Source organism: Arthrobacter sp. Br18 (assembly GCF_000520555.1).
GTDB lineage: Bacteria > Actinomycetota > Actinomycetes > Actinomycetales > Micrococcaceae > Arthrobacter_D.
On sequence record NZ_AZSA01000235.1, the window covers coordinates 1 to 17,048 of the forward strand.

Annotated in this window: 13 protein-coding genes and 2 pseudogenes; 12 read left to right on the forward strand and 3 right to left on the reverse strand. The window is 62.7% G+C overall.

The features are described from left to right. A pseudogene (locus Y704_RS0100775) lies at positions 1 to 1,357 on the forward strand (IS3 family transposase); the annotation flags it as partial. Between the two features lie 578 nt (positions 1,358 to 1,935). Here Y704_RS0100775 and Y704_RS17915 read toward each other — a convergent pair. Next, a pseudogene (locus tag Y704_RS17915) lies at positions 1,936 to 2,983 on the reverse strand (IS3 family transposase). Positions 2,984 to 3,338: 355 nt separating this feature from the next. Here Y704_RS17915 and Y704_RS17920 point away from each other — a divergent pair. The 11 genes from Y704_RS17920 (at position 3,339) to Y704_RS0100845 (ending at position 15,001) form a co-directional block, all read left to right on the forward strand. Beyond that, a complete protein-coding gene (locus tag Y704_RS17920; protein ID WP_051476560.1) occupies positions 3,339 to 4,331 on the forward strand; it encodes a carbohydrate ABC transporter permease in 993 nt (330 codons plus the stop codon). Positions 4,332 to 4,387: 56 nt separating this feature from the next. Beyond that, a complete protein-coding gene (locus tag Y704_RS0100805; RefSeq protein WP_162149337.1) occupies positions 4,388 to 5,359 on the forward strand; it encodes a carbohydrate ABC transporter permease in 972 nt (323 codons plus the stop codon). A 76-nt stretch (positions 5,360 to 5,435) separates the two neighbouring features. After that, positions 5,436 to 6,782 carry an extracellular solute-binding protein gene (locus Y704_RS0100810; RefSeq protein ID WP_026548724.1) on the forward strand — a complete coding sequence of 449 codons (1,347 nt, stop codon included), beginning with the start codon at positions 5,436 to 5,438 and terminating at the stop codon, positions 6,780 to 6,782. Between the two features lie 10 nt (positions 6,783 to 6,792). Continuing rightward, positions 6,793 to 7,695 (forward strand): HAD family hydrolase, encoded by a 903-nt coding sequence (locus Y704_RS24230; RefSeq protein ID WP_026548725.1) that lies wholly within the window; start codon positions 6,793 to 6,795, stop codon positions 7,693 to 7,695. Beyond that, positions 7,685 to 9,151 (forward strand): MBL fold metallo-hydrolase, encoded by a 1,467-nt coding sequence (locus Y704_RS0100820; protein ID WP_026548726.1) that lies wholly within the window; start codon positions 7,685 to 7,687, stop codon positions 9,149 to 9,151. Before Y704_RS24230 ends, Y704_RS0100820 begins: the two co-directional genes overlap by 11 nt. Further along, positions 9,136 to 9,888 carry an endonuclease/exonuclease/phosphatase family protein gene (locus Y704_RS0100825; RefSeq protein WP_026548727.1) on the forward strand — a complete coding sequence of 251 codons (753 nt, stop codon included), beginning with the start codon at positions 9,136 to 9,138 and terminating at the stop codon, positions 9,886 to 9,888. The genes Y704_RS0100820 and Y704_RS0100825 overlap by 16 nt, the downstream gene beginning before the upstream one ends. Before the next feature lie 187 nt (positions 9,889 to 10,075). After that, on the forward strand, positions 10,076 to 10,201 hold the full coding sequence (locus Y704_RS25505; protein ID WP_275451041.1) for a hypothetical protein: 126 nt from the start codon (positions 10,076 to 10,078) through the stop codon (positions 10,199 to 10,201). Positions 10,202 to 10,516: 315 nt separating this feature from the next. Then, on the forward strand, positions 10,517 to 11,368 hold the full coding sequence (locus tag Y704_RS0100830; protein WP_026548728.1) for a phosphatidylinositol-specific phospholipase C/glycerophosphodiester phosphodiesterase family protein: 852 nt from the start codon (positions 10,517 to 10,519) through the stop codon (positions 11,366 to 11,368). A gap of 374 nt (positions 11,369 to 11,742) precedes the next feature. Next, complete coding sequence (locus tag Y704_RS24945) at positions 11,743 to 11,973, forward strand: phosphotransferase (RefSeq protein WP_253904173.1); 231 nt, start codon at positions 11,743 to 11,745, stop codon at positions 11,971 to 11,973. 98 nt (positions 11,974 to 12,071) lie between these two features. Further along, positions 12,072 to 13,733, forward strand: coding sequence for an alkaline phosphatase D family protein (locus tag Y704_RS0100840; protein WP_035770972.1), 1,662 nt, complete (start codon positions 12,072 to 12,074; stop codon positions 13,731 to 13,733). After that, complete coding sequence (locus tag Y704_RS0100845; RefSeq protein WP_026548730.1) at positions 13,730 to 15,001, forward strand: alkaline phosphatase family protein; 1,272 nt, start codon at positions 13,730 to 13,732, stop codon at positions 14,999 to 15,001. Before Y704_RS0100840 ends, Y704_RS0100845 begins: the two co-directional genes overlap by 4 nt. Before the next feature lie 793 nt (positions 15,002 to 15,794). Here the strand turns inward: Y704_RS0100845 and Y704_RS0100850 are convergent. Together Y704_RS0100850 and Y704_RS24240 are read right to left on the reverse strand one after the other, a co-directional pair. After that, entirely contained in the window at positions 15,795 to 16,850 is a 1,056-nt protein-coding gene (locus Y704_RS0100850) for an SDR family NAD(P)-dependent oxidoreductase (RefSeq protein WP_051476563.1), read from the reverse strand. Beyond that, the coding region (locus Y704_RS24240) for a hypothetical protein (RefSeq protein WP_026548732.1) at positions 16,840 to 17,048 on the reverse strand (209 nt) is incomplete at its 5' end. The genes Y704_RS0100850 and Y704_RS24240, both read right to left, overlap by 11 nt.

The following is a 17,048-nucleotide window of genomic DNA, read 5'->3' on the forward strand; positions in this document are numbered from 1 at the left end:
GGTCCGGCGCCGAGGCGTTCGTTCAGCCCGGCGCAGAAGCTGGAGTATCTCTCCGGTTATGAGGACGCGATCGGTCGCAACGAGGGCGGTGCGTATCTTCGGGAGCAGGGAATCTATTCCTCGCAGATCACTCAAATGGCGGAAATTCCGCGACGCGGGGGTGCTTGCGGGGAAAAAGCCTGGCGAGAAGATCGGCCGGCTGACCCCGGAGCAGGCGGAGATCGCCCGGTTACGCCGCCAGCTCGACACCGCCCAGCAGCGTCTGGCGACCACTGAGGTGGCGCTGACGATCATGGGAAAAGCACACGAGCTCTTGGAGCAGTTGTCCAAGAGCTCGCGGGACGAACCCCCGCACACGAAGTCCTGATGGACACCTACCGGCAACTCACCAAAGCCACCATCGCGACCCGCACTGCTGCCCGGTTGACGGGTGTTTCCCGTGCCACCGCGACCCGGACACCGCGTACCGGCGGTGCCGGCCAACCGGCTCAGTACTGCTGAGCGGGACCGGGTCCTGGCGGTGGTGAACTCACCGGAGTTTGTGGATCTGGCGCCGATTCAGATCTACGCCCGACTGCTGGATGAGGGTATCTACCTTGCCTCGATCTCCACGATGTACCGGATCCTGGCGGAGAACAAGCAAGTCAAGGAACGCCGCAGGCAGGCCCGCCATCCGGCCCGGGCGATCCCCGAGCTCATCGCCACCGGCCCCGGGCAGGTGTACTCGTGGGATATTACGAAGCTGCCCGGCCCGGTCAAAGGCACGTACTTCGACGCGTACGTGATGATCGATATCTACTCCCGCTACATCGTCGGGGCGCACGTCCACACCCGCGAGTCGGGGGTCCTGGCGGTGGAGATGATGAAGGAGATTTTCGGTATCCACGGGATCCCCACCATCGTTCACGCCGACCGTGGGACGTCGATGACCTCCAAAACCGTCGCGGCGTTACTGTCCGATCTGGAAGTCACCCAATCGCATTCCAGACCCCGGGTAAGCAATGACAACCCGTTCTCCGAGGCATGGTTCAAGACCCTGAAATTCACCCCGGTCTTCCCCGAACGCTTCGCCTCCGTAGGTGAAGCACGGGCGTTCATCGCCACGTTCATCGAGGGCTACAACCACACCCACCATCACACCGGCATCGGGTTGAACACCCCCGCCGACGTCCACTATGGCCTCGCCGCCGGCAAAGCCGCCCACCGCTCGGCGACACTGGCCGCTGCCCGATCCCGGAATCCCCAGCGCTTTGCCACCACAACCGACCCGAAAATCCTGGTGCTACCCGGCACCACCTGGATCAACAAACCCGCCACCAAACCCGAGGAAAAAAACAACGCAGAACTAGCCGCATAAACTCACGCTGGCCTCAATACCCTTGACAAATACCGAGACCGCGAATTGCCCGGACTCATCGACGCGATCACGGATGATCACAGCGTGCTGTGGGTTCAACTCGGTGCAGGGCAGGGTCGTCGCCTGTTCCACTGGCAGGAAGACGTGACCGTCACCCGCCAAAATTAGGGCGCGGTGGTGATCGAAAAGGACTTCTCCTTGAACCGCCGACGTGGAACACCTGGAATGAGGCACCCAGAAGGATCCCGGCTGACCTCTCGAATGTCTTAACCCGTACGCTGCAGGTGTTGAGCAATCAGACGTACCAGCTTTTGGATGGCGACTTTCCTCCAAGGGGCGCCAGGGAGCAGTACGCGATCCTCGTCGGGGAACTCGACCGCCGCCAAACCGTCGCGGCAACGCGGTCAGCACCGGAGACTCCGAACCGAACCTTCCGGGACAACCCGCTGTCATCCCGATTCGAGCTTTTCCGTGAGAGCGTGATGGCCAGCTACCTAAAGTATGCGATGCGGACTGCCCACGGTTTGGTTGACTCGTTGACGTGCCCCATAGTTTCGTTGCCCTGGTCGGTGTGAGGATCAGGCGGGGATGGGTGTTCTGTTGAAGCGTAGTTCGTGTTCGATCGGGGTGATGTATCCGAGTTTCGAGTGGCGCCGCTGCCGGTTGTAGAAGATCTCGATGTAGTCGAACATGGCGTTCGCTAGATCGACTCTGATGCGCCACTTCTTCCAGTTGAGTAGCTCTGCATGCTCGACCAGAACGATTCCATTATCGAATTCTCGTAGCAATCGCCGACGGTGCCGAACGAGGGCATCAACCCCGACTCGAGAATCTTGTTCGTGAAGGCCCACGAGGTGAACTGCGTGCCATGATCCGCATGAACGATGCCGCCGGCCGGCGGCATGCGCGTCTTGATCGCCATGTCGAGCGCGTTGATGACGAGGTTGGTGTCCTGGGCACTGTCAATTGACGGGGGAACGTGTCGGAACTTGCGGTGCACGAGATCGTCAGCGGTCGCGACGCCGTGGAGCCGTTTCACCTTCGTGGGGCCGGGTAATCCAACGATCTTCGCATCGCTCATGAGCACGGCGAGGAGTCTCTCGCTGACTTTCACGCCCATCCCGAGGGTCAGCTCGGCGTGGACCCGGCGAGACCCGTAGGTCTGTCTGGAGGCCGTGTGGATCTCTCGGATCAGGCCGGTGAGCCATTGCCGGCGCATCAGCGTCGGGGACAGCGGCTGTTTCTTGTATTTGTGATAGCCCGGACTGCTGACCCCGAGCAGTCGGCAGCAACGTTTCGCCCGATGACCCGTCTCGACGAGGATGTCGATCATCGGGTGAACCCTTTTGGGTGGGGTCGATCCTCCCCGAACAGCTTCGATGCCGTCTTCAGGATGACGACTTCTTCCTCGAGCTGCCGGATCCTTTTCTTCGCTTTCGCCAGCTCTACGCTCTCCGGCGTCGGAGCTCCGGGACGCTCGCCCCGATCGATCTGATCCTGGCGGACCCAGTTATGGATCGCCGCGGCACTGACGCCGAGTTCGACCGCGGCAGTGGTGATGGGTCTGCCGGCGCGCACCAAGGCGACTGCCCGTTCACGGAATTCCGGCGGATAGGGTCGTGGCATGGGTTGAGCCTCCCAGGAAAAGCCCGATCCTCAGACCCTGTGGGGCACGTCAGTCGGTCGTTCGACCAATCGCATTGCTGCGCTGGCTTCGCAATGACGGTCGTTGGAGCACAACTCGATGGCTAGACCGGCGGGGGCTGGCCCAGCCGAATCTGTTCGCTTCGTAGCTAGTCTCTTGTCAGCAGCAGCAGCCAGCGGGTTCCGATGACGGACATCGAGTGTTTCCTTGGGGTCCATGAGTGGTTGATCTCTGGGTCGTTCTGACTCCTTAGCGTTGTTCTCGTCAGGTATCTGCGATGGGGGAACCAATCACATGGCGTCAGAAATTATTGTGCGGCGGCGAAAGCGGCAGCGCATGGAACGGCTGTGGCTGCCCGCTCTTTACCTGGCTCCCACCTTAGTGCTGCTATGGGCCTTCGACATCTATCCGATTTTCCTTTCGGCGTGGATGAGTCTCTGGCGCTGGGGTATCCAGCCCGAGGAATTTATCGGCCTGGATAACTACATCCGGATCTTCGAGCAGATAGGCAGCCGCCCGGGCGGCGCTCCTGGCGAGGTGGGCCAGAGCCTCATGGTGACTGGCTTCTACGTGCTCGGCACCGTGCCAGCGACCATTGTGATCGCCTTCGTGATCGCTAACCTGCTCAATTCAAAGGTCCGGTTTCTGGGTGCATTGCGCACCGCCTACTTTGTCCCGTACATCACTTCCACAGTCGCTGCGGGGCTAGCGTTTGTCTGGCTGCTCAATCCGCAGGTAGGCGTGCTGAATTCCCTCATGGAGTGGTTTGGGCTGCCGGCCCAACAGTGGCTACTGGACCCTGAACCGATAGTGCCCAAACTGTTGGGGGCAGTAGGTATCGGATGGCCCGACGGCGCCCCCGGGTTCCTAGCAGGTCCAAGCGTTGCTCTGGTGTGCGTCATGGCTTTCAGCGTGTGGAACACATTGGGTTTCGCCGTCGTCATCATCCTCGCCGGGTTGATCACTATTGATCCCCAGGTGAAGGAAGCCGCGCGGATGGATGGGGTGAACTCCTGGCAGATGGCTACGCGCATCACCATGCCGCTGGTTTCGCCGACCCTGTTCCTGCTCCTGGTGGTGTCGACGATCCGGTCCTTCCAGAGTTTCAACGAGGTGTACGTCCTGACCAGCGGGGGCGGCTATGGCGCCGGAGCCGGATCTCCGCTGGACTCGACCCTTACGCTGCCCGTGCTCATCTTCCGTCACCTCTATGAGCGTCCCAGCTCGGTGGGATTCGCTGCGGCGCTCTCCATGCTCCTTTTCTTCCTTCTCCTGATAGTCACCCTGGTGCAGTTCCGGTTTGCTGAGCGACGCGTGCATTACGACTGAGCCGACACGGGCGTCCCAGTCCTCATTCCATCAGACCGAGAAGGCGGAACAGTCCCGTGGCACTACACACGATTGAGAACAAGACCGCAGAAACTACCCGGACCCGGTCGCCGGTGGGTCCCCCCAAGAAGTCCGCCCGAGCACACGCCGCCCAGCGCTGGCGCAGGAAAGCTAGCCGGGTGGTCCTTTACGGCGCCCTGATCGCCGGTGCGGTGGTCATGCTGTTTCCCTTCTTCTGGATGATTTCGAGCTCGCTGAAAACCTTTCAGGAAGTGAACCTGTCACCACCGACCATGCTGCCGTCGGATCCCCAGTGGTCCAACTATGCGCAGGCATGGGAGGGGCCCCCGTCCGGGTTCGGACGCTATTTCCTCAACAGTTTGATAGTGGCGGTGCTCGGCACCGCGTTGCAGCTCGTCACTGGGATCACCGCGGCGTATGCCTTCGCCCGCATGAAGTTCCGGTTTAACAACCTCCTCTTCCTGGTGGTACTAGCCACCATGATGATCCCCTTCGAGGCCAGGATCGTGCCCAACTATGTGCTGATCCGCCAGATCCCCCTCACAGGGGGAAATGACCTCTTGGGGGAAGGCGGCTCGGGGCTGTACGACACCTATGCCGGGATGATCCTGCCCGGTGTAGCTGGCGCCTTCGCGATTTTCCTGCTGCGTCAGGCGTTCATGGCAGTGCCCCGCGATTACTGGGACGCCATCCGCATGGACGGGGCCTCCCACTGGACGTTCCTGTGGCGGGTGCTCATTCCCATGACCATGCCCGCGGTACTCACGGTGGTGTTGTTCGGATTCATCGGGCGGTGGAATGAACTGCTGTGGCCCTTGATCGCCACCCAGAGCGAATCCATCCGGCCCGTCCAGCTTGGACTGATGGCATTCTCCGGCGACGAAGGATCGCTCTACCACCTGCTGATGGCGGCCACGACACTTGTCGCGGTCCCGGGCATTATTTTCTTTCTCTTTGTCCAACGCCGCTTCGTGGAAGGCCTCACAGCTTTCGGCGTCAAAGGCTGACATCCTCTTACCCGCTCACACCGCCCCGACGAATAGCACAAACGATTCTCCTAACCGCACCGGAGGTGCCAGTCCCATGAGTATGTCCAAAAGAGCCGCTCTTCCATCCTTCCTCCTCGCCGGCACGCTGCTGGTGACCTCCTGCTCCGGCGGAGACGCAGGCGATCCGGGTAACGCTGCCGCCAGCACGGAAAGCATTGACGGCATCGAGCTTCCCGAGGGGGTCGAGATTGATTTCTGGCATATCCAGGCCACCATCTACGGAGAGGCGATGACCGAGATGGTCCAGGAGTTCAACGCCACCAACGAGTGGGGAATCGTGGTCAACGAATCCTTCAAAGGCTCCTACCAGGAACTCAATCAGGCCGTCCGGGCGTCCCTAGCTGGTGGGGGCGCCCCCGATGTCTCCATGGCATATGAAAACGACACCCTGGAGTACGTGGCAAATGATGTGATTGAACCGCTGGATCCGTACATCGAAAGCGAACAATACGGTGTGCCCGAGGAGGATATGGCAGACATGGTCGACGGCGTCCTGGCCCGGCAGCAAGTGGATGCCTACAACGGCAGCACCCTGTCCTGGCCGCATGGCAACTCCAGCATGGGCATGTACTACAACGCTGACCTGTTCGCCGAGGCCGGCATCGATGCACCGCCAGCCGACTGGGACGAATTTCTGGACCAGGCCCGGCAAATGAAGGACGAAACCGGGCTGCCCTACTCCGCCATGGGCACAGGCAAGAACGGGATCTACTACAACATGCTGCGCTCCAAAGGCATCACACCCTATGATCCCGGCGCAGCAACCACCGAGTTCACTTCCCCTGAGTCCATCGAATCCCTGGAGCTGCTGGCCCTGCTCTTCGAGGAGGAGCTCGCCTACACCGCGGCGGACACCGAACAGGAATTCACCAACGAACGCACCGCCACCGAGCTGGGCACCACGGCACGGACCTCAACGAAAATCGAGCAGATTCAAGACAAATTCCAGTGGTCGGTGGCGCTGACCCCCCAGGAAACAGCAGAACCCATCACCCAGCTTTACGGCGGAAACCACGTCATTCTCTCCTCCGATGATCCTGAGCAGGAACTGGCCTCCTGGTTGTTCATGCGATGGTTTGCCGACACCGACGCCCAGTCCATCTACGCGGCCCGAACCGGCTACTCACCTGCCGTGGAAAGTGCCCTTGACACCGAACTCCTAAGCACCAACTACGAAGAAAACCCGCAGAAAGCGGCGGCCTTCGACAATGTTTTCGTCAACGCGCAGATCATGCCTCCAACCGCGGCCGGCAACGCAATCGATGACATGGTCACCGGAATCGTCGAAGAAGTGGTCCTGGGCCGACTGACCCCACAGGAAGCCGCGGAGCGGATGGACGCCGAAGCGACCAGCCTTCTGGCGTCCGCACCCCAGAACTGAGGACTCCGGTATGTCAACGAATTCTACGAACCTGCTCCGAGGGAATCTTGACCTCAAGCCGCCGGCACCGCTGGTGAACCTCGCTGCTATCAAAGTGGTACTTTTTGACCTCGACGGCACGCTGCATGACGACCCCCGGGTCACCGGCTACTACGCGACGGCGTTGGAGGAGACCATACCCCGCAGTGGAGGTCGCGGCCTCTGGGACGAGGTCGACGCCGTGATCCAAAGGACCCACCCCGCTGCGCTGCCGGGTTGTTTTGTGGAACCGGCCCGCGGGATCGTCATCCACGCCCCGCAGTGGACTGCGGAAACAGCAACGGACTGGCAAGGCAATCCGGTGCCCCTACCTGGGGATCTGCAGGGTCGGATAAGCCACGACGGTCCGCTGCGCTATCTGGGAGACCAATGGCAGATCATCGGGGCACTGGCATCGCGTCGCGGTGCGGGACAGGTTGTGCTGCGCGAGGCTTTCACCCGTGCCCGCCGGTATGTCAACGACCGGGCCACCACCCTCATCCGGTCCGAACACCTCGATGACGTACTGCAGCGCCTCGGCCAGGGACGCCGGCTGCTGCTGGCCACCAACACCCCGGAAGAGCTCGCGGGACCGCTGGTGCAACGACTGAATCTGCGCCAGCCGTTCGAGGTGGTGCGCTTCGATGCCCGCAAGCCCGCTGGTTGCGCGGAACTGATCACCCACGCGAACCAGCAATGGAACACCCAGCCCCCGGAAGTGCTGGTGATCGGTGACAACCTCTGGAATGATCTGCTACCCCCCGCCGGGCAAGGCTGCCGGACGGTGCACATCGATCCGCTCCACACGGATCCGACCGCGCGCTGGTCCAGCGCCCGCTATAACGATTTTTCCGCTTTCGCCGCCGCACTCAAGGAGATCCCCGATGGCACCTGATCACGAACCGACTCTGACCTTCTTCAACGGAACCACCACCATCGGTGGAGTGCAGGCCGCAATCCAGGCAGGGAATTCAGCCCTGTTCTTCGACTTCGGGACCACACCAAACCCCACCGGTTCACTGTTCTCCCGCTCCTCCCCCGCACCCCTGGAAGGGAGTCTCGCCGCACATCTGAGGGCGGGAATGGCACCGTTGGTGGAGGGACTCTATGACCCGGCCCAGCTCGCGCCCACCGGCGGAAGTGTCGCCTCCACCGTCGAACCCATGACGCAGCCAGGCCGGCTGCTGAACAAAGTGTCCATCCTGGACCAGCCGGAAAACATAAGCATCTTCGTCAGCCACAACCACAATGACCACTGCGGGCTCCTCCCGTTCGTCAATCCCGAGGTTCCCGTCCTGATGAGTTCCGACGGCGCCGCCCTCCACACGGGTCTCACGGATGTGGGAGTCCTGCCACCTACTCCGGCCACGATCCGCGGCCTGGATGAAGGCGAACACATAACTATCGGTGACATGGATCTGGAACTCGTCCACGTGGATCATGATGTCCCCGGCGCAGCTGGTTTTGTCCTGCAAGCAGGCGACCGGCGTATTGCCTGGACTGGAGACTGGCGCGGCCACGGCCATTCACCGGAACGCATGGCAGCTTTCGCGGAGCGGGCAGCTGGGGTGGATCTTCTCATTACTGAGGGCACCACACTCCGGCCCGACTCAAGCCCGGTCAGGCCACTATCGGAGACCGAGGTTGCTGAACGAGTTGACAGGATCCTGGGGGCCACCGATGGACTGGCCTTCGTCACCCCCTACCCTCGTAACCTTCGACGACTGGCCAGCCTGCGTGACGCGGCGGCAGCGAACGGGCGGACCCTGGTACTTCGGCCGGAAACACTCGCCGGATGGCGTGCCGCCGTCCACCATGGTCTTAGCAGCCCCCGCCCGAACGACGACGGCGCGGCCGTCGCAGTCCTTGCCACCGGCAACTCCATAGATCGCATCGCAGCCGGTGAAACACTGGTATCCATCGACGACCTTCGCCGGAACAGCAACAATTTTTTGGTAGAGCTGCAAGTCCCGGACCGCTGGGTGGCCCTGGCCACTGGAGCCGGTCCCGGCGATGTGCTGATTCACAGCAACGGGGAGCCGCTGGGCGCCTGGGCCCCGGAATGGGCGTCGCTGCAGGCATGGGTGAAAACCCTCGGACTGGACTTCGTTTGGCTCGACTCCGGCGGCCACGCCAGCCCGGACGACCTCGCCTGGCTGGTTGAAGCGGTTCGACCAGGAGCGGTAGCGGCTGTCCATAGCTCCCACCCGCACCTCTTTCCCCGCACCACAACACCGCTCATCCTCCCCGAGCGCGGACAATCCTTCCAGCTCTCACAACCTGGCCCACGTGCCCTAGGTGCACGCGGCGCCGATTCAGAAAGGACGATGATTCCATGCGTTTCGTTGTAATGACCCACAACATTTGGGCGGACAATCGCTGGCCCGAACGCGAACCCGCGCTCCGGGCTCTGCTGCGCACGCGCCGTCCCGACATCTACGCCGTCCAGGAACTCCGCCCAGCCACCCGCGACGTGATCGACAGCGAACTCACCAGCCACCAACGCGTTCAAGACGAAGACCGCGGATGGAGCCACGAAAGCTCAATCTGGTGGAACGCTCAGTTGTTCACCGAAGTGGAACACGGCGCCCTAGATATCGGCATCGGCGTGGATGAGATCCACCGCGACCGGAAACTGTTCTGGGTTCGACTCGCCGCACAAGACGGAACCACCATCGTCGTCAGCACCGCCCACTTCTGCTTCCCCGGGACCCAACGCGAACTCACCGAACACATCAATCCACGCATTGCCCAATCAGAAGCAGCAGGAACTGCCCTGACAGCAATGGGCGCACCCGGTGAACCAGTGCTGTTCATGGGCGACCTCAACGAGTCCTGGCACGTTACGCGGATACTGCACGCCGCCGGGCTCCACGATTCCTACTCCGCCCTCGGAGTAGTGCCCGGCCCCACCTGGCCCACCGTTCCCACCTGGCCCCAACCCACCACACCCTGGGTCATCGACTTCCAATTCCACTACGGCAACATCCGCGCACTCACCACAGAGATAGTCGACTCCTTCCACGGAGACATCGCACCCTCAGACCACAAACCCGTGGTCACCACATACGGCTTCGACATCGACTAAAAAGCCGAGCGCGGCAAAGAACCGCGGCTGTGGACCGGTGGATCGTGCTTGGGAACGCTGGTTGAAAGTGTGCGTGCTGTTCATATCCTCCTGAGCGGGCGTTTCCATAGGAAGGGCAGGGTAGGTTCCGCCGGGGAAGTGAGAACCCGGCAACCTCCGCTCCTACCGAATCCAAGGAATACAAATCATGAAGAGGAAATTCGCACCGCTTGCTACCGCCGTCGCACTGGCCGCCGCGCTGGGCGTGGCCGCCCCCCGCACCCGCCGACCCGCAGGGGCCTCCGGCCCAGACAGGGGTGCGTCCATCCGGTGAAGGTACCACCCGTAAACGACGACCAGGTGAACACTTGCCAGGTATGCCAGCGCCGACGAGGGATGTCAGGCGGCACCGGTGTGTCGGATTCCCCGGCACGTTGCCTATGATGTGCACACCAGCCCGAAGTAATACGCCGCAGTCGAGGCTATTGCACCCCGGTCCGCCCTATCTGGGCTGGTCAGATACTTCGCGACGCTTGCTTAGTCGGTGTCCGCGCGTTGTTCACCCGGGCGCCAGTGAGCGTCAGCCTGCTGCTTACCTCAGTTTCCTAGCGTAGGAGGGTCATAAACCCCCATCAGGAAGTTGAGGACCATGTCCATCACCCGGCCGCTCGCGCTACTGCTTGTCTGCTCATCCCTTGCCGTCTCTGTCGCCGTTCCGGCAAACGCATCCCAGGCGCCGGACGACGTCGTCCTTGGCACCCCGCGTGAGGCAGCACACGCCCATAATGATTATGAGCACGAACGACCGCTGTTCGATGCCCTCCAACACGGGTTCACCAGCGTTGAGGCTGATGTGTGGCTCGTGGACGGCGAACTCCTCGTGGCGCACGACCTCGACGATGTCACTCCCGGCGTGACGCTCGAGAGCCTCTACCTTGACCCGCTCGACGGGCTTGTGGACGGCAAGGCCGGCAGCGTCTACCCGGGGTGGGACGGCGAGTTCCAACTGCTGGTCGACATCAAGGGTGATGCCGAGCAGACGTACGCCGCCCTTGAAGCCGAGCTCGACGAGCACCGCTCCCTACTCACACGCTTTAGCAACGGCAAGGTGAAGCAGGGGGCAGTGAGCGTTGTCGTCAGCGGCAACCGTCACCTCGCAACGATGACTGCCGACCGGCAGCGCTCAAGCTTCTACGACGGCCGTGCGACGGACCTCGGTTCGGCGCTGCCATCGAGCCTCATGCCGCTGATCAGCAACAACTGGAACCAGCTCTTCACCTGGCAAGGTGTGGGCGAGATGCCGGTCGCTGAGCGTGAGAAGCTTCGGGCTTACGTCGCCACGGCTCATGAGCAGGGTTCACGGGTCCGGTTCTGGGCGACCCCGGACCTGCCGGGCGAGGCGCGCGAAGCCGTCTGGTCGGAGCTGGCGGATGCCGGCGTCGACCACATCAACACGGACGACCTCGCCGCCCTCGAGCAGTTCCTTGCATCACGCGGCTGACCCCCATTAATTATTAGTAAGGGCGGCTCACTGCGCGGCTCCATGCAGTGTCGTGGGCCGCTCTTATTCCGTGGCCGCCTACCGGTGCCCGTTAGTCGATGGGCGGATTCTGGCGGCCCCTACGACCAGCCGAGGAGCCTAGACCATGAACCAGGATGAGATCACGGCGGCTGTGAAGGCCGAACGGCACCACCTGTGCGACGTCCTCGAAGACCTCGACGACGCCGAGTGGGCCACGCAGTCGCTGTGCTCGGCTCGGAACGTGCGAGAGGTGGTAGCCCACCTGACGATCCCCAGGGCGTCGGTCGGTTTCGTCGCCAAGGCCGCCATTAAGGCCCGCGGCAGCTTCGACCGCATGGTAGCGGATACCGCGCGTGACCGCGGCGAGGTTGCGCAGCTGCCGAACTCGTTCAGCAGCTGCGCGAGAGCGCCGAGTCGTCCCGACGGATTCCCAGCTGCCGGCCATCCAGGTCGGGAGCCCGGTTTGGTTCCACGGGGACGTGGCGACCGGAAATTTCCTCGTGCGCGGTGGACGGCTCAGCGCCGTCATCGACTGGCCGGGCCGTCCTGCAGAGCGAGAAAAACAGTCTGAGCCCATGAGGTGAGTGGATTTCGGTGATTATCAGTTATACGTTCGGTGAACACTTGCTTGTCGGCCACGGTTCCCGGGCATGTCGTCAGTGCGGCGTTATCTAATGGACACATGAACCCCATCACCCGCCGTAATTTGCTGCGCACGGCAGGCGCCGTCGCTGTCACAGGTGCCGCTGCTGGAACGGTGACGGCACCTGCCTCCCAGGCCGCGCCGCTCCAGGTTTCTTCGAAGCCAAACGCGCTGTTCTCGCATGGTGTTGCCTCCGGTGACCCGCTGCCCGACGGCGTCCTGCTGTGGACCCGCATCACACCGACGCCCGAGGCGACTCCCGGTTCAGGGATTGGCCCGGACGCAACGGTGAAGTGGGAGGTTGCCCTGGATGCGGGTTTCCGCCGGGTAGTGACGCGCGGCGCGACGACTACCGGCGCATTCCGCGACCACACCGTCAAAGCGGAACCGCGGGGACTGCAGCCCGCTACAACCTATTGGTATCGGTTTAGCTTGGGCAAGAGCATCTCGCCAGTGGGCAGGACGCGCACGGCGCCAGCAGCAGGAGCGGCTGTGGATCGTTTGCGAATCGGCGTCGTGTCCTGTGCGAACCTCCAGGCCGGCTGGTTCTCGTCTTACCGCCACCTTGCCGCACGCGGGGACCTGGACCTCGTACTACACGTCGGGGACTACCTGTACGAGTATGCGCCGGGTGAATACCAGGCGCGCGAAATCGTCGTTCGCCCGCATGATCCCGCAGTGGAGATGACCGTCCTTGAGCACTACCGGCGCCGCCACGCCCAGTACAAGACAGATCCTGACCTCCAGGCCCTGCACGCGGTAGCTCCGTTTGTGGTGACGTGGGACGACCACGAGTCCGCGAACGACGCCTGGTCCGACGGCGCGGAGAACCACACGGAAGGCGTCGAAGGCACCTGGGCCGACCGGCGTACAGCCTCGCAGCAGGCCTACGCCGAATGGATGCCGGTGCGTTACGAGAACGGCGGCGACCTGTACCGTCGCCTGTCCTTTGGCTCGCTAGCGAGCATTTCCATGCTTGACCTGCGCAGCTACCGCAGCCAGCAGGCAGGGAACGTCGATCCGGCGATCAGCAGCCCAGACCGTACCATTACCGGTGACGCCCAAATGACTTGGCTGCTCGACGGTTTCACCGCAGAGGATGTGCAGTGGAAGCTGGTGGGCAACCCGGTGATGATTACGCCAATCCGGTTCCCGTCGACCCTCAGCACCAGCGAGATCGGTGCCATGCAGGAACTGCTTGGCACCACCACCATTGATGGAGTGCCGTACAACGTCGACCAGTGGGACGGCTACACCGCGGACCGGTCCCGCGTGCTGAAGCACTTGCGGGACAACGGCGTGACGGACACTGTTTTCCTCACCGGAGACATCCATTCCGGCTGGGCCTGCGATGTTCCCGCCGACCCGCTGACGTATCCGGCCTCGGGCAATTCCGTGGCAACGGAGCTGGTCTGCACCTCGGTGACTAGCGACAATCTCGATGACATCCTGAACGTGCCCCCTCGCACTGCGTCGATCGCCGTCGAAGCGGCTTTTAGGGCGAACAACCCCCACGTGAAGTACCTCGACTTCGACTCCCACGGGTATTCGGTGCTGGACGTTACGCCGTCGGGGGTGCGCATGGACTGGTACGTGCTCTCGGAACGGATGGACCGCTCGGCAACGAGCAGGATCTCCACTTCCTGGCAGGTTGCAGCCGGCACGCAGCGGGTCACTCCGGCAACGGGAGGCGTCCTGTGAGTGACTCCACACGTCGGCAGTTCCTCAGGGTCACTGCCGCCGGTAGCGCCGCCGTCGTACTTTCGGGGGCACCCGGGGCCGCCTGGGCACGTATGCCAGCCCCCGCCGCTGCTGGACGGATGAGGGCGTACGTGCTTGTGGTCGACGGCTGCAAGCCCGGCGAGATTACGGCGGCGCTGACACCACGCCTGGCACAGTTACGGGCCGAGGGCACCACGTTCCCGGCTGCCCGGTCCCTGCCCGTGATGGAGACCATCCCGAACCACGTGATGATGATGACCGGTGCCCGCCCGGACCGTACGGGTGTGCCAGCCAACAAGATCTTCGACCGTGCTGAATCTATACAGCGCGACCTCGACCGGCCCTCCGACCTGCGGTTCATCACCCTGCTCGAGCAACTAAACGGTACCGGGCGCACCACCGGGACCGTGCTCAGCAAGGAATACCTGTACGGCATCTTTGGTGAGCGTGCCACGTACCGTTGGGAGCCGGCTCCCATTGTTCCGGTGAGTGGCCATGCCCCCGACGCCGCCACGATGGATGCACTGATAGCGATGGTGGACTCCGCGGACCCGGACTTCGTGTTTGCCAACCTCGGCGACGTGGACCGCATGGGGCACAGTGACCTGACGGGCACGACCCTAGAGGTGGCGCGCACTGCCGCCCTGGCATCGACGGATCTGCAGGTGGGCCGTTTCGTGGACCGGCTGAAGGCAACCGGGAAGTGGGATTCCAGCGTGGTGCTGGTCCTTGCCGACCATTCGATGGACTGGTCCATTCCCACCAACGTCATTTCGGTTGATCGCATCCTCAGCGTCCGCCCGGACCTGAGCTCGCAAACCCAGATTGCCCAGAATGGGGGAGCGGACCTGCTGTACTGGGTTGGCGATGCCGCAGTGAAGGACGCCGCACTGGCCGAGATCCGCGCCCTGGTGCTGGCGCATCCGGGAGTCCTCGCGGTGAACACCCCATCGCAGCTTCGCCTGGGTCCGGAGGCGGGAGACCTCGTGGCCACGTGCCGTGCCGGTTGGCGGTTCTCGGACCCCTACGTGGTGTCCAACCCGATCCCGGGGAACCATGGCCATCCGGCGACGGAGCCCATCCCGTTTTTCGTCAGCGGTGGGAGTCCGCGGGTGGTCCGGGGCAAGGTGTCATCGGAGCCTGCGCGAACCGTCGACGTCGCGCCCACCGTGGGTGCACTGTTTGGCATCAAGGCACCCCAAGGCGGCTACGACGGTACCGCGCGGATGGTCGCGCTTAACGCCTAGCGGGATCCGACGGGCAGGTTCGGATCAACGTCCCGCTGTCATTTTCAGAAGTCGTCTGCACCAGGTCATGCGGTAGAACGCCTCTGGTGCAGGCCGCTTCTGATTTCGGGTTGTCAGAGTCCCCTGCACTGTCGTACATCTGTTCAGAGGTCACCTGCACCAAACAGCTACAGGGTTGATGCCTCCGCGGCGCCCGTTGTCGGGCCCCTGTCGCTAGAAGTGCCGCGTCTGAACCCGGTGCAGTCAACTTCTGACATTTCGTGCAAACGACTTAGAAAAACGACATTGGCGGGGCTGGCGCTTGTAGCGAACACGAAGGCGATCTCAACCGGTCAACGCACTGCGGGCATCCAAACCTACGTCGGTGTGCTCTCACTGATCGCCGAGGATGGTGCCGGTGGAGCGTTGCGCGGCTCCAATCGACGAGTGCGGACCGTGCGCGATGGGCGACTACTTCGGGAGCAAGGTCTTCATGTGCCATCCGCTGACTATCTCAGCAAAGGATCCTTTGACCGGACGAACTCGATACCTCGGCGGGAAGTTGAGGGGTCCAAATGTTTGCAGCGATCTGTGAGTTTTTGTCAAGATGCCGGGATTTTTCCAAGGTGGTTGGCGGGGTCAGTAGCCGCTACAGCACGCAGCGTCCCGTATGGGATCCTGACCGGCTCCTAGCCGGGCCTCGATAGATAGGGTCATGGCATGGCCGTACTGACTGACCCTGCCCCTACCTGGCACTCGGCCTGGCTCGAGGCGCACGCAGAGTGGGGTCCGGGCCCAACCAGCACCGTTATTTTCAGAGTCCTCGAACACCGGCACTCGTGCTGCGGGCCTTGCGGCTTCGCCGGAGGATCATCCAGACAGTAAGGATGGTGCCGGTTGCGCCAAGGCGTCTGGTCCGGCCAGTCCGCCAGTTCCCGGTGATCTGGTTGCTTGCTGGGTCCGGTGCGAAAACCGTGCCGCTCGACGGGGCTGTGGGGCCTTTCCGTAATGCGATCAGGTTCATGATCGGGTTGATGCACTGGTCATAGAGCCGCGGGAAAAGCCCGTGGATCGGGATGAAAGTTCGCTGGATCTGGCCGACCACGGTCACCGGCCGCGGCCGTTTCGAATTCCGCAGGATCGCCTTGGCGACACGGTGCGGGGAGACGACGGGGGGTAGTGGGTGGACGTGCTTGCCGGTGTAGTTTGCGGCGTGCTGGTAGATGGGGGTGTCGATCGTTGCCGGCAGGACCAGGCAGATGTGGATGTTTTTGGCTTTCCGTAACTCCTGGCGCAGTACTTCCGTGAAACCGAGCAGCCCGAATTTGCTGGTCACATAGGGGGAAACATAGGGGGAGGTGATTTTGGAGTACACCGATCCGATGATGATCAAGGTTCCCCGGCCCTGGCTTCGGAAGTACGGCAGCACCGTGCGAGCAGTGTGGATCGGACCGAAAAGGTTCGTCTCGATGATCTGGCGGAACACCTCGGGCGGTGTGGTTTCGAAGGTTCCGTAACTGTAAACGGAGGCATTACCGACGCACACGTCGATCCGCCCGAAGGCTTCAACTGCCGAGCTCATGAGGGCTTCTACCTGGGACTCCGCGCTGATATCGGTAGGCACGGTGATGACCTGCGCCCCGTGCGCGGCACATTCGGCGGCGACCTTTTGCAGAGTTTCGGTACTGCGGGCCGCGAGAACGAGCCGGGCACCGGTTTTGGCGAACGCATGCGCGGTGGCCCGGCCAATGCCACTGGAAGCGCCGGTAATCACGACCACAGCACCGCCGGCACCATCGGCACTGTCGGCGCTGTCTATGCCGACGGTACCGTGCGGCGCTGGTGCAGGGTCGTGGTGCTCAGCGGACACGGTCGGAAACCTGCAGGACGGTTTCGGTGGCGATGCCCAGCACGATGTGGGAGACCAGGCCCCTCACGTGTGCCTGCCACGGGTAGTGGGTCGGTCCGGCGGCGATGCCAAGGGCCGGGGCGATGGTTTCATCCATCAGCGCGAACAAACCAAATCCGTACAGGGCACCATAGACGGCGCGCAGTGCCGGGACTTCAT